General features: G+C 39.1%; 8 protein-coding genes. 5 read left to right on the top strand and 3 right to left on the bottom strand.

The genetic code is table 11. The features are described 5' to 3' along the window. Positions 1-121 precede the first annotated feature (121 nt). Positions 122-6,241: an alpha-2-macroglobulin family protein gene (locus GD597_RS15120; protein ID WP_171608720.1), complete on the top strand. Its 6,120-nt coding sequence runs from the start codon at positions 122-124 to the stop codon at positions 6,239-6,241. 236 nt (positions 6,242-6,477) lie between these two features. On the opposite strand, the gene GD597_RS15115 is transcribed toward GD597_RS15120, so the two are convergent. Next, positions 6,478-7,989 carry an alpha/beta hydrolase-fold protein gene (locus GD597_RS15115; RefSeq protein ID WP_171608719.1) on the bottom strand — a complete coding sequence of 504 codons (1,512 nt, stop codon included), beginning with the start codon at positions 7,987-7,989 and terminating at the stop codon, positions 6,478-6,480. Positions 7,990-8,356: 367 nt separating this feature from the next. Between GD597_RS15115 and GD597_RS15110 the strand changes: the two genes are divergently transcribed. Beyond that, positions 8,357-9,337: a YitT family protein gene (locus GD597_RS15110; RefSeq protein WP_171608718.1), complete on the top strand. Its 981-nt coding sequence runs from the start codon at positions 8,357-8,359 to the stop codon at positions 9,335-9,337. A 182-nt stretch (positions 9,338-9,519) separates the two neighbouring features. Here the strand turns inward: GD597_RS15110 and GD597_RS15105 are convergent, their stop codons facing one another. Beyond that, positions 9,520-10,260 carry a sulfotransferase family protein gene (locus GD597_RS15105; protein WP_171608717.1) on the bottom strand — a complete coding sequence of 247 codons (741 nt, stop codon included), beginning with the start codon at positions 10,258-10,260 and terminating at the stop codon, positions 9,520-9,522. 283 nt (positions 10,261-10,543) lie between these two features. On the opposite strand from GD597_RS15105, the gene GD597_RS15100 reads away from it, so the two are divergent. The 3 genes from GD597_RS15100 to GD597_RS15090 all read left to right on the top strand — a co-directional run bounded on the left by GD597_RS15100 (position 10,544) and on the right by GD597_RS15090 (position 14,007). Beyond that, positions 10,544-11,137 (top strand): DUF3109 family protein, encoded by a 594-nt coding sequence (locus GD597_RS15100; RefSeq protein ID WP_171608716.1) that lies wholly within the window; start codon positions 10,544-10,546, stop codon positions 11,135-11,137. Positions 11,138-11,162: 25 nt separating this feature from the next. After that, on the top strand, positions 11,163-12,539 hold the full coding sequence (locus GD597_RS15095) for a LutB/LldF family L-lactate oxidation iron-sulfur protein (protein WP_171608715.1): 1,377 nt from the start codon (positions 11,163-11,165) through the stop codon (positions 12,537-12,539). Positions 12,540-12,678: 139 nt separating this feature from the next. Further along, positions 12,679-14,007 carry a polysaccharide deacetylase family protein gene (locus GD597_RS15090; protein ID WP_171608714.1) on the top strand — a complete coding sequence of 443 codons (1,329 nt, stop codon included), beginning with the start codon at positions 12,679-12,681 and terminating at the stop codon, positions 14,005-14,007. 230 nt (positions 14,008-14,237) lie between these two features. Here GD597_RS15090 and GD597_RS15085 read toward each other — a convergent pair whose 3' ends face one another. Further along, positions 14,238-15,167 carry a DMT family transporter gene (locus GD597_RS15085; protein ID WP_171608713.1) on the bottom strand — a complete coding sequence of 310 codons (930 nt, stop codon included), beginning with the start codon at positions 15,165-15,167 and terminating at the stop codon, positions 14,238-14,240. Between the last annotated feature and the right edge of the window lie 18 nt (positions 15,168-15,185).

The raw sequence follows: 15,185 nt of genomic DNA, 5'->3' as shown, positions 1-15,185 counted from the left end.
AATAATATACAGCCGGTAACACCTGCTGGTAAAAGATTTAACAAACCATAGTCAATATGTAAAATAGTTATTCCTGCATCTGTAGATTAATTGTTTATTTTGTATCATCAAACACCGGTTCATGAAAAAGATAGTATTATTTACCCTTTGTACCATAGCTTTTTACCTAATATCAGTTGCACAGATGAAAGATATAAATTATACCAAAGAATGGAAGATAATTGACACACTGATTGTACAGAAAAGCCTGCCTAAAACAGCCTTGCAAAAAGTAAAAATTATTTATACAGATGCCAAAAAAAGAGGGCTTGATGCGCAGGTGCTAAAAGCCTTAATTTATATAATTAGTCTGCAGGAAAAGGTTACAGATGAAGACGCGAATGCCACAGTAAAACTGCTTCAAAATGAAATTAACAGCACCAAAAATATAGCCCAAAAAAGTGTATTGCAAATAATGCTGGCAAATATTTATACCAACGAATTGCGATGGCAGTCGTTTGACAGAAGTACCACTGTTGCTACAATTAAAAACGATATTAGCACCTGGAGCCCTGATGATTTAAATAGAGCCATTAACAAATTATATGCAAAGGCGCTGGAGCCTGTAACCTTATTACAGCAAATAAAAACTGATGCGTATGCACCAATTATTTATAAAGGTAACAGATCTAACCTGAGGCCTACTTTATACGATTTATTGGCACATGTTGCCCTTCAGTATTACAAAGATGAGAACAATTATATCACCAAGCCTGCTTATGCATTTACCATAAAGGATTCTGCGGCATTGGGCAGTGCAGCAATATTTATGGATGCCCGTTTTATTTCAAAAGATAGCAGTTCTAACTTGTTATTGTCATTACAACTTTTTCAACAACTGATGCGGTTTCATGCCCGTGATAATGATCCTGCTGCTTTTATTGATATAAATCTGGAACGAATTGAATGGGTAAATGAACACGGAATTTTTGAAAATAAAAAAGTACTATATACAAAAGCACTGGAAGATATTACAACCAGCTTTCCCAATGATAAATTTACCATTAATGCATGGTATTTACTGGCCAAACAATATGCCGACCAGGCAAAATTGTATACGCCGTTTGGGGATACCAGTTATCGCTACGATTATTTAAAGGCGATAGGTATTGCAGGGAAACAATTACAACAAAAGGATGCTGACAGTATGGGTGTTTTAAATATGCAGCACTTGCTATTTAGTATTAAGGAACAACAGTTATCCACCACGGTTGAAAGTATAAATGTGCCTGACCAACCTTTTCGCATGCTGGTAAAATACCGGAATATAACTAATATCAATATTAGAATTATTAATGCAGCCGAATTAAAAACTATCAAAATGAAACGGTGGGAAGATGGCTACTGGGAAGCCATCACTGCTGTACCTGCAATAAAAACCCTCTCGCAGGCTTTACCTGCCACCAATGATTATCAGGAGCATGCTACCGAAATAAAAATTGATGGGTTGGGTGCAGGTAGCTATTTTATATTGGCAGCAGGCAGTGACCGTTTTGATACGCAAAATGATAAACTGGTAGTGCAAAGTTTTGATGTTAGTAATATCAGTTTTATTAATAATGGCGCTGATTATTTTGTTTTAAACAGGGAAACCGGAGCGCCAATTAAAGATGCAACAATACAATTTGCCATTCAACGATATGATTATACAAAGAGTGCTTATATAATTGCCAATGCTGGCCATTTGGCAACAGATATGCATGGCTATTTTTCTTTAAGAAATATTGATTTTAAAAATGAAGGAAATATTTCACTTGTTTTTAAACAGGGCAACGATTCTTTAGTATTGCAAAACAGCAATTATTATGGATCATTTAATAATACTAGCAGCGCCCCGCCAGCTGTAAATGCTATAGAACTAAATACTACCATTCATATTTTTACTGATAGAAGCATTTACCGCCCCGGGCAAACCATTCTTTTTAAAGGAATTGGTATTTATAAGGAGCCCAATGCCACTGGCGCCAGATTATCGGATTTTAAGGACAGTATTATGGTAGAATTAAAAGATGTAAATAACCAGTTGATAGATTCTCTTAAGGTAAAGCTAAATGATTTTGGTTCTTTTACCGGCTCCTTTCAATTGCCAAAACAGGTATTAACGGGCAGTTTTAGCATAACTACTAATTTGTTTAACAGCCTTGCAAGTGTGCAGGTAGAGGCATATAAACGCCCGGCATTTTATATTGCAATAGATACACTAAAAAGCAGCTATCGTTTAAATGAAATCATACAACTTACCGGATTTGCAAAGGCTTTTGCTGGTCAGCCTTTAGGTGGAGCCACAGTAACTTATAATATAAAGAGAAATACCAGGTTCCTGTATCCCTGGATGTTTTGGAAAATGGCTGAGCCCGGTTCTAATGAACAGGAAATAGCCGAAGGAGTAGTTACAACAAATGATGACGGACGTTTTGCAATAGCAATTACTGCATTGCCAGATGTTACCACTGATAAAAGCAACGATCCTGTATTTGATTTTACTATCGATATTACTGTAACCGATATCAGTGGAGAAACCCATGAAACCAGCAGTGTTATTTCAGTTGGGTATACATCTATGCAATTGCAACTGCAGGTGCCAGACGTGGTTGATGCTGCAATTTTTAAGGCAATAACGGTGCGTACAGAGAATATTGCCGGACAGTTGGTGCCAGCAAACGTAATTATTAGTATATCACCTTTAACTGTGCCCACACAATTATATAGAAAACGGTTATGGGAAAGACCGGATGTATTTAGTTTGGATAAAGCCAGTTTTACAACATATTTCCCCTATGATGAATATGAAGCAGAAAGCGATTACCATACATGGACTGTTGAAAACCCAATCATAATTGATAGCTTGAATACTGGCGATGCTCAAAATTTTATCATTCAACCAGGTATTTTAAAGCAAGGTTGGTATTGTATTGAAGCCAGCACAATTGATAAGGATGGCAATAAGATAAAAAATGTGCAATACATACAGGTATTTACAAAGGAAAGCAACAATTTGCCTTCCCCTCAGCCTAACTGGAATACGGTTATAAACAATACCGTACAACCCGGTGAAAAAGCTGCATTAATGATAGGGACAAACGAGAAGGATGTATTTGTAATTCAGCAAATAAAAGGACAGGCTTCAAACCCCAACAGAGCCGATAATTATTCGTTTTATAGCCTAACTGACAGCAAGAAAAAAATTGAGTTATTGGCTGGTGAAGCCGATAGAAATGGGCTTGGTGTTTATTATGCATTTGTAAAACATAATCGGTTTTATACCGGGGGTATGGATGTGAACATTCCATATATCGACAAAGAACTAACCATAGCGTATGGTAGTTTTAGAAATAAAACCGAACCTGGCAGTAAGGAGCAATGGTCGCTTACTGTAAAAGGCCATAACGAGAAAAAAGTGGTTGCTGAATTATTAACCACCATGTATGACGCTTCTTTAGACCAATTCATCCCACACAAATGGGTTACCCCCAATATTTGGGAAACTTATAGCACCCGAAACGAATTTAATGGCCGCAATGCTTTTGGTACAAAAAGCGGTGAAGAAAATGAGCTGCCAACCAGCATAGAAAGTGGTTATAGTAGCTATGATGAATTGGTTACCAGTGGAGATGTGCTTTGGCAATATGGTTATGACCAGACAAGGATGGGGTACATCACTCAAGCAGGAGACAAAAGTGATGTGATGATGCCAGAAGCAATGGCATACAATAAAGTAGGGGATAAGAAATTTACTCCGCCACAAATAATAAAAGACGAAGAAACGAAATCAGGAGCTGGTCAGGCATACGGTACATCAGCAGCAACTCCGCCCAATATACAAGCCCGTAAAAATTTTAATGAAACAGCGTTCTTCCTACCACAATTAATGGCTGATGCAGATGGCAATTACCAGTTTGGTTTTACTATGCCTGATGCATTAACACAATGGAAATGGATGAGTTTCGCTTATACCAAAGAGCTCGCATTTGGTTATGCACAACAAACCATTACCACCCAAAAAACATTGATGGTGCAACCCAATTTGCCCCGCTTTTTAAGGGAGGGAGACCAGATAGAATTATCTGCTAAAATCAGTAATATCAGCGATAGCAGCCTAACCGGTCAGGCTTACCTGCAATTGATAGATGCCGTTACCAATGAAGCTGTAGATGGTCTGTTTCAAAACGTTTTTCCTAATCAATATTTTACTGCTGAGGCCGGTAAAAGTACTCAGGTTACATTTCCAGTTAGTATTCCATTTACTTATCCGAATCCATTAACCATTAAAATTATTGCACAGGCTGGCAATTATTCTGATGGTGAAGAAAACACTTTGCCTTTATTATCAAACCGAATATTGGTAACAGAAAGCCTGCCTTTGTTAATGCATGGTAATGGTTCAAAAACATTCAACTTTACCAAACTGCTGCAAAATAATTCTGCCAGTTTAACCAACGAAAGCCTTACTGTTGAATATACACCAGACCCCGTTTGGTTTGCCATAAAGGCTTTGCCCTATTTAATGGAATACCCACAGGATTGTGCCGAACAAACATTTAACCGTTTTTATGCCAATACGCTGGCTGCCTATATTGTAGCCAGATTCCCCAGGATTAAATCCGTTTTTGCACAATGGAAAAACGACACAACTCATCAGTCGCTGCAATCTAATCTTGCCTTAAATCCTGAACTAAAACAAATTCTGCTGGAGGAAACGCCATGGGTATTAGATGCTGCCACCGAAACACAGCAACAACAAAATATTGCCCTACTATTTGATGTATTAAACATGAGTGCTTCCTCTGCAAAAGCATTACAACAATTGCAGCAAATGCAGTTGGAAAATGGAGCATTCCCCTGGTTTAGTGGTGGTTATGAAGACAGGTATATTACACAATACATATTAACCGGTATCGGCAAATTAAAAGCACTTGGCGCTATTGATAATACTACTGATGGATTATTGCAAAGCATTATTACAAAAGGTATTCACTATGCAGATTTGGCAATTGAAAATGACAAACATTTCATAACTGCAAAAGATGCCAATAACAACCATTTGGGTATGTTGCAAATACAGTATTTATACATGCGCAGTTACTTTGCCAATATTAAAGCAAATGAGGGTATTACAAACGCACAAAATTATTATACCCGTCAGGCTAAACTATACTGGAATGTTCAAAATACTTATCTAAAGGCCATGATTGCATTGGCATTAAACAAAACAGGTCAGCAAATTTTTACCGAAAAAAACATATTGCCTTCCATTTTAGAAAATGCAGTAACAGACAGTATAAAAGGCATGTATTGGAAAAACAGTAAAGCCGGGTATTACTGGTATCAGCATCCTATTGAGCAACAGGCATTGCTTATTCAACTTGTAAGCGAAATGGCAGCGCAACAAAAAAACAGTAAACTAACTACTGATGCAAATAATATGTGCACCTGGCTAATATTAAACAAGCAAACCAATAATTGGGAAACCACCAAAGCCACAGCAGACGCCTGTTACAGCCTGTTACTAGACACTGCAAAAGCCATCACTAATAACACCATGGTGCAAATATCTTTAAACAACCAACTTGTAAATATATCCAATGCGCAGGCTGGTACCGGCTATATCAAAACACGTATCAGTGGCAATGCCGTAACGGCTGGTATGGGTAATATTACTGTTACTACCAGTAGTGCAAAAAATGCGGTTAACAATAAAATCGCACTGCCATCCTGGGGTGCTGTATACTGGCAATATTTTGAAGATCTGGATAAAATAACTCCTGCAGCTTCGCCTTTAACCCTTTCCCGATCATTGTTTATACAAGAAAATACCAGTAGCGGTAAAGTGCTGCAACCTGTAACTGATGGACAGGAATTAACCGTTGGGCAAAAAATAATTATTCGCATTGAATTGCATTGCGACAGGCCAATGGAGTACTTACATCTTAAAGATATGCGTGCAGCTACCATGGAACCGGTTAATGTATTAAGTGGCTATAAATGGCAGGATGGATTGGGCTATTACGAATCAACAAAAGATGCTGCTACCAACTTTTTTATCAGCAATATTAATAAGGGCACTTATATTTTTGAGTATCCGGTTTTTATTACACAGGCGGGTAGTTTTACCGCAGGTATTGCAAGTATAGAATGTATGTATGCGCCTGCTTTTGGCAGCCATAGCCAGGGTATAAAAATTAATGTAAATAAGGCACCATAAATACAAAAGGAAAATTATTAGCCCGGCTTTTATAAAGCATTAAACATCCGTTGCGTCGCACACTTGTGCTGATAGATACTTTATGCAGCAATGAGACTTACTCGCTGCAAAGATAGTATTACACTGTTTAAGAATAAATCCAACCGTACAAGTGTGCGACGCAAGTTAAGCCCAATAGAAATTCAAGTGCCGGGCTCAAAAAATAGTTTAATGCAACAACTATAATAATTGGTTTTTTATTTTTTCACCTTTGCTTTATATGTACCATTTGCCTGTATTGAAGTTAATCCAATCACCGTATTGCCATCCATTTCAAAGTGAATTTTAAAACCTTCCAAACCTTTAATTTTAAAAGTATCGGTTGCAACCGGCACCAGCTCAAACGATCCCTGTCCGGGTACTGTAGCAAATAAAGCGTTGTCTTTGATAGCTGTGGTAGCAGTGGCTGGTACATCGGTAAATTCAAATGCAGCCACATATTTTTGAAGGTCTTGCGCACTGATGGTAAATGCAGCTTTGCCTTGTAGTTGCAGTAACTTTTGTTTGGTTTCTTCATTGCTGTTGATGGCCAAAGCTTTCTCGTAATAGGCAATTGCATTAAGGGTATCTTTTTTGGCAGCCAGTAAATCGCCATAAGAATCCAGTGCATTACCGCTGGATGGATAGTTGGCAATATTCATTTGAAATAAAACTGCTGCTTTTGTATACTGCCCAAGGCTTAATGCCTGATAACCCAACCCGTTAATTTGCATTTCGGGCGGAGAAACGGTATATCCAAATGCTTTTGATATAGTAGTATAATGTTTTGCCAGCCTGGTAGGCAAAGCAGTACTTGAATCAGTAAAATCCGCTTGCGTAAATTTAAATCGATAATAATTAAAAATAGATCTCAGTCCATCGTATTCACTTATCAATGGCACTGATCCATGATCATCATCTGCATAATATTTGCTGGCATACGTTAGCCCATTAGCGCTGTTGGATTTTATAAATTGGTCCATTGCAAAAATGGAACGAATATGACGGGTATCGACACTGGTATCTTTTTTCATTTTATCCAGCGTCATACCTTCGGGCATGGTATTGGCGATGCCTAAATACAATCTTGTACCATCATATTTTTTAGCGGTAAGCTTCTGTTTGGTAGCTTGTAAAAAGCGTTCTTTATCATACCACATGCTGGGGTCTATAGCAATATATGCATTAAAAAGTTTAGTATGATTGGTAAGTACATTCATCACTGTTAAGCCGCCAAACGAATGGCCTATCAGTGTTTTATATGGTTGTGTGGGGTAAGCAGAATCAATATGCGGCATCAATTCCTTTTCAATAAACGAAATAAAGTTTTCATTACCCCCGGTAGTTCTTGAAAAGCCACTATCCATCATTGGTAAATCGCTGTCAATATGGGTAGGGGTTAAATCCCTTGTGCGGTCGGTATTTGGTATACCTACTACAATCATTTCAGGAACAACTGTATTGCCATTTACTTCACTCAGTTGCTGTATCATGCCTACTACCGATTCAAAGTGTCCGTCGCCGTCTAGTAAATACACTACAGGATATTTTTGGTTGGGGGCATGCATGCCACCCCTCATATCAGGCACATATACCCAAATTTTTCGCTGCTCATTTAAAATCCTGGAATACACACTGTCCACTTTTCCAATAACAATGCTATTTTCTTGTTGGGCTTGAATTTTAAAAGCCAGCAATACAAAGAGTAATACAAATAATACAAATTTCATAGTATACAATTCAAATGGTGAAATAAAAAATAGGTATAAAAATCAAATAATGCTAAGGTAAATACCGGCTAATGCACTAGTGGCAGCATCCTTGCGTCGCAATCACTTCATCACCTGTACTTGTGGCATCTTAATTAAATATACAAATTCGCGGAAAACCCTTGCTTAAAAAGTAAAATACTTTGTTGAATGGTAAAATTGCCATCCCGTTAGGTGAAAAGTAAAAGGATTTTGCTATTGTAATTGTGCGCAGGCAATTCCTGAATTATCCTTTTCATTTAGGCTATTGGCAGAATTTGGGAATTTTTTAAAACAACATGTGTTATCTTCAATCAACACCACCTAATCATCAAATACACCGCTAACCATGAATCATTTTTTCACGCAAATTGTAGTACAAACATTAAAGAACAAAAAAGGCAAATCCATTGCTGGTGAAAGCCCGGCGTATTCTCAGTTTCAATTGGCTAAAAAGTTTCGTGAATTAAAAATCATTTTTACCCACACATTAAAAGATGTGGTATTGATAACACTGGGCATTTTTTCAGCGGCATTTGGGTTTAAAGGTTTTTTATTAACCAATCATTTTATTGATGGGGGTGCAACAGGTATATCGTTGCTAATTTCTGCCCTAACTTCTATCCCCCTGTATCTGTTGATTATTTGCATTAATATTCCCTTTGTTATTCTGGGCTATAATGTGGTGGGTAAAGCCTTTGCCATAAAAACAGCTTTGGCCATTTCGGGTTTGGCACTGGTACTGGCTACGGTGCAGTTTCCGGATATTACCAAAGACAATTTGCTGGTAGCCATTTTTGGTGGCTTTTTTCTGGGTGCAGGAATTGGCCTTTCGGTAAGGGGCGGTGCGGTGATTGATGGCACCGAAGTACTGGCCATTTTTTTAAGTAAAAAATTTGGCGCCACCATTGGTGATATTATCATTGTCATAAACGTGGTTATTTTTTCTGCGGCAGCTTATTTGTTATCGATTGAAATTGCGTTGTACTCTATGATTACCTATCTGGCGGCATCTAAAACACTCGACTTTGTAATTGAGGGAATTGAAGAATATACCGGCGTTACCATTATTTCTACCCACAGCAACGATATAAGGCTGATGATTATTGATGTTATGGGCAGGGGCGTAACTGTATATAAGGGCCAGCGGGGTTTTGGCAAACATGGCGAGAAAAACGATATAGATATTGTATATACCGTGATTACCCGACTTGAATTAAACAAACTAAACACTGAAATTGAAAAGATTGATCCACATGCTTTTGTTATAATGAGCAGTGTAAAAGATACCAAAGGGGGTATGATAAAAAAGCGGCCATTAAACCATTAATAACAATAGCAGGAGATGAGCACCTGCTACTGTTATTTAAAAACATGTTTAAAACAATCTGCTATTCCCCGGCTGTATAAAAGCTGCCCAATCATCCCGCCGTACAAGTGTGCGACGCAAGTAAAGCCGCAATTGAATCTATTGCCTGGCCCAAAAAAATGCCAAACCTTCCATCACCTTGGTTAGGCAAAAAATTTAAAAAGTAAAAAGGCTGCCAGTAAAAGTACCGCTGCACCAATAGCCAGAATAACATAGGCGCCTTTGGTAAAATCGCTAATGGTTTTCTTAATCTCGGCCCTGTCGTTTACGTTAGGGAAAGGGGTAGCAGGAATATCTACACCAAGAAATGTACATAGCGGCTCCCAGCCCTCGGTTACATTAAAGACGAGTAATTTTTCTGCAGGCACTGTTGCTTTTACTTCCTCAATATGTGCATGATAATGTGCAATGGCGGCAGCTTTATTTTCCATAGTGCCCTTGTGAGAGCGTTTCCAGATAAGGTTTTTGGAGATATTGCCAAATTTGCGCATGGCCGGTACAACGGCTTTTAGTACTTTAAACTGCCATAAGGTTTCAGTAAAATAAATGGTATCCATGGTGCTGTTGTACCAGGCTTCGGCGCCGCCGGGATGCACGGTTAACAACACCTTGGCATTGGGGTAAGCAACCATTAACTCATGCCATACACAACAGGCTGGGTTATCTACTGCGGCAGTATAATTGGCAAACACTTCATTCCAGTTGTGTTGCTGTCCTGCGGGGGCATTGGTAACCTTGTCCCAAAAATCAATATGCGAGGCATTGGCTTTGTTAAGGATAATCTCCTTCATATGATAGCAGGGAAAGCCCAGTTCTATCAGGGCTTTGTAGGTAGACATGGTGCCTGTTCTTCCAAAACCGGCACCAATTACTTGTAAACTCATAAGTTTGTTTTAGTTGGTAAAAAACAATTGTTATGGTGTTTTACATGTAACAGGATACCCTTGTTTGAGTTAGCTATTAAATATATAATTAATAATTAAATAAAATAACTGTTTATTCCTGCCAGCAAAAAGTGCTGGCGGATAAATGCGGCTTTTTCATTTAGAGCAATTTTGGTGATGATTCGCTTTGGCTATAGCATTCAACAGTTGTGCCATAGCGTTTCGTTATACGTATATTTGCTGCTATTAAATAGCTGTAAGCAACAGAAACGGGGTATATTTTATGATAGCAATTGATAATAAACTGGTAAGCGACCATATAATTGAAGAACAATTTGTTTGCGATTTAAGCAAGTGCAAAGGCGGATGCTGTGAAGATGGTGATGCCGGCGCCCCATTGGAAGATTGGGAATTGGATGAGATAATTCAACACTTTGAAGTAATAAAACCCTATTTAACAACAGCCGGTTTGGCTGCCATTGAAAAGCAGGGCAAATATGCATATGATGCCCATTTTGGCTGGGTAACGCCCACCATTAAAGGCGAAATGTGTGCCTATGGTTTTAGAGACAATAAGGGCATTTTAAAATGCGGTATCGAACAGGCTTATTATGATGGTAAACTGGAATGGAAAAAACCTATCAGCTGTCATTTGTATCCAATCCGCATTCAAAAAAGCAAACTGGACCCCGATCTGGAATATGTAAACTATGAACCTCGGGAAGATTTGTGCAAAGCCGCCTGCAATCTGGGCAAAAAATTAAAAGTGCCTGTATATATTTTTCTAAAAGAATCTATTATAAGAAAATACGGGCAGGAGTTTTATGATACCCTTGCCGCTACCGCAGAACACATGAATAGCCAACAGCCAGATTAATTAAAGCAATTAAACCTAATTCTTTATGACCGATACAGCTGCCTCATTTATTGCCAAAAGCACTATTAAAGCTGCCGACATGGAGCATCGGCGCAAGATTAATTTTAATATAGCTAAATATAATGCCGTAGTGCCTATTGGCAAAGAACAGTTTACCGATGTAATGCTGGCAAGAGAAAGGGCTAAAAATGCTAAGTGGCGTGCCATAGAAAATCTGGATAAATACCTGGAAGAGTTTGAGAAAAAAATATCTGAACGCGGCGCAAAAGTAATATGGGCCGATACTGCCGATGATGCCCTTGCCGAAATTGGTAAAATATGTGCAGCAAAAAACTGTACCACGCTGGTAAAAAGCAAAAGCATGGTAACAGAAGAAATTCACCTGAATGATTTTCTGGAGAAAAATGGTATTGAAAGTGTAGAAACCGATTTGGGCGAATACATACAACAGCTGGATGGTGAACCTCCCTACCATATTGTTACACCCGCCATGCACAAAAGCAAAGAAGATGTTGCCAAATTATTTGTAGAAAAACTTGGGGTGCCACCGGGTTTAACTCCAGAACAGCTTACGCTTGTTGCAAGAGATAAACTTAGAACAAAATATACTGCTGCACAGGTAGGTGTTACCGGCGCCAATTTTATTATAGCCGATACCGGTTCCATCGCCATTACCGAAAATGAAGGCAATGCCCGGCTAAGTTGCGCCTGGCCACCCACACATATTGTTGTGGTGGGTATAGAAAAAATGATTCCATCTATCAACGATCTGGCATTGTTCTGGCCCTTATTATCTACCTATGGCACAGGCCAGCAGGTTACCGTATACAATAGCATTGTAAGTGGCCCCAAACAACCCAACGAAAAGGATGGTCCCGAAGAAATGTATGTTATTCTGTTAAACAATGGCCGCACTAATTTATTGGCTAATGCCAAAACAAGGGAAGCGCTTTATTGCATACGTTGCGGTGCCTGTTTAAATGCTTGCCCGGTGTATAAAAATATTGGCGGACATAGTTATGAAACTACCTATAGCGGCCCCATTGGCAGCGTAATAACGCCGCATTTAAAAAACATGGGCGATTATAAACATCTAAGCAATGCCTCCTCCTTATGTGGCAATTGTACACAGGTGTGCGCCGTAAAAATAAACTTGCACGAACTACTGCTCGAAAACAGACAGGAAGCCGTAGCACAGGGCGAAAGCAGCCTTAGCGAAAGAATTGCCTGGAAAGTATGGCGCCAAAGCAGCCTTAACCGCAGTATGATGAATATAGGTAATGGCAACCTGAAAAACTGGGTAGTGAATAAAGTTTTTAAAGGCTGGACAACCCACAGAAGCGAACTGCATTTTAGCCAGAAAACCTTTAACGAAATGTGGAAAGAGCAACATAACCAATAATGCTTTTATTAAGCAGGCTGTATATCAAGTATAAGCTTCCGTTGTGTCACTCACTTGTACGGTTGGTTCTTTATGCAGCTAAAGGTTGCAGCAAAACAATCATCATCAAATTCAGATAGCTTATAGTGCCCTTGTGCGTATGAAACTGCTAATTTATACTCCCCATATCACCAGCCGAATAGAATATACCACAGCACTGCTGTTTGGTACTATTGGCGGTTTAACGGTACAATGCACAAAGGATAAAGCAGCATTTATAAATACCACCCATTGTTTTAAAATAAATTATACCGCGGCGCCCGTTTGCAGTCTGGAACTGTGGATACAACCCCACGGTTTATTGGAACAGGAGGATATAGCGCAGCAACAAATTCTGGTAACGCAATGGAAAGGCATGCCGGTTTTTTTTGGTACTAATGGCCACCTGCCATTTGATTTGCTGGCAGCCAGCTTTTACCTTGTTAGCCGCTATGAAGAATACCTGCCCAATCAGCAGGATGCTTATGGCCGTTATGCGCATACCAATAGTCTGGCATATCAACATAATTTTCTACAGGCACCGCTGGTAAACCAATGGGTGGCAGCCACCATCGCAATGCTGCAGCAACAACAGCCATTAATACGCATTCCAAAACCAGATTTTAAATTTTTGCCCACTTACGATATTGATATTGCCTATTGCTATTTACATAAACCGCTAATTCAAAATATTGGGGGATTTATTAAGGATCTTTTCACCGGCCGTATAAACAAGGTATTGGAGAGAGCCGGGGTACTATTAATGGGCATGAAAGACCCCTTTGTAAATTATGATTTTATGGATGCTATGCACGAAATATGCAACCTGCATCCGGTATACTTTTTTTTATTGGCCCAAAAAAGAAAAGCCTACGATAAAAACATTTCTCCTAACAATAAATACATGCAGCAGTTAATACGCTGGCTGCACAAAAAATATATAACCGGCATTCACCCTTCCTGGCAAAGCAATAATAGCCATGCGGTTGTACAGCAAGAAATTTCGTTATTACAAAGCATAACAGGGAAGCCAGTAACCCATAGCAGACAGCACTATATTAAAATGAATCTCCCTGAAACGTATAGTCAGCTTTTACAAGCAGGAATTCAGCACGATTATTCTATGGGATATGGCAGCATCAATGGTTTCAGGGCTTCGGTTGCCACACCTTTTTACTGGTTTAATCTTGCAGCAAACATGGCCACACCATTGTTAATTCACCCTTTTTGCTATATGGAGGCCAACTCTTTTTTTGAACAGCATTATACCGCCGAGACTGCCGCCAAAGAATTACAATATTACCATGATATCACAAAAGCCACAGGCGGCACACTGATTACCATTTTTCACAATCATTTTTTAACTGAGCAAAAGGAATGGCAAGATTGGAGAGAAATGTACCGCCTTTTTATTTTGAATAATTTTCCGCGTGTAAAAAAGTATCATTAGCCCGGCTATACCAATGCTATCATCGCCGCTTGCGTCGCACTCTTGTTCGTTTGGGATATACTTCAACAAGGTATTTTGGACCCATAACCTGGATCTAGCAAAGAGTAAAAAATATACACCAACATATTATCAGCTGCCACAAAGGAGGAACCCTGAACCGAGCGTGGCAAGTAAAGCTGCATATTGATTATTGGCTGGTAACAAAAAAAAATAACAGAAATAAATACAGATTATTTCATTTTTTTGATGCTATAATTTACCAGATAAACACCAAACAAAGTAATACAGGCGCCGGCAATAATATAGGTGGTTAATGGTTCGTTTAACAGCAAGGCACCCACCAACATAGCTACCAACGGATTGATATAAGCATACAAAGAAGAAATAGCTGGCGGCAGGTTTTTTATGGAATAAATAAATGCCATAAAAGCAATTAAAGAACCCATGCTCACCAGGTAAGCAATGGCCAACCAGGATTGATAAGGAATATCGCTAAGGGGAATAGTATTGCCGGTTAAATTGGCCGCTATAAAAATAATAAAGGATGAAATAAACATTTGCCAGCCCAATGCATAATAGGGGTTCATTTGGTATTTATTCCGCGACACCAGGATGGTGCCGATGGTCCAGCCAAACATGGCCAGAAAACCCAGCAAAACGCCAAAGCCATAGCCGGCAGGTTGTTCGTGAAAAGCATTTTCATAAAAAACTACAGCCACACCAATAATGCCAATCACAAGGCCTATGAGAGTGAGTGGGGAGTTGTTGCGTTTCTTGTAAAAAATCATTTCAATTATAACCACACAAAGCGGGTATAAGGCACTTATTAAAGATGCAAGTCCGCTACTAATATATTTTACACACCAGCTACTTAACCCATTGGCCAAAACAAACATAAATACAGAAAGTAAAGCCAGCCATTTAAACTGTTGCCAGGTGGGCAGTTTTTCTCCCTTTATCAGAAAAAAAATAAGCAGTATAGCACCTGAAATAAACTGGCGTAAATAGGAAAGCTGCAAACCTGGCATATGTTGCACACCAACACGGCTGGCTACCCAGGTAGTACCCCAAATGATACTGGTGCCTGCCAATGCGAGATAGGCTTTTTGTTTATTGCCGCCACCGCTATTGGCAAGGGTATGTTGGTTGTTATTTCTCATAGCGTACAAACCCCGTTT

This window comes from Limnovirga soli, assembly GCF_013106755.1.
Lineage (GTDB): Bacteria > Bacteroidota > Bacteroidia > Chitinophagales > Chitinophagaceae > Limnovirga > Limnovirga soli.
This window is presented reverse-complemented; position numbering and strand designations above follow the sequence as displayed.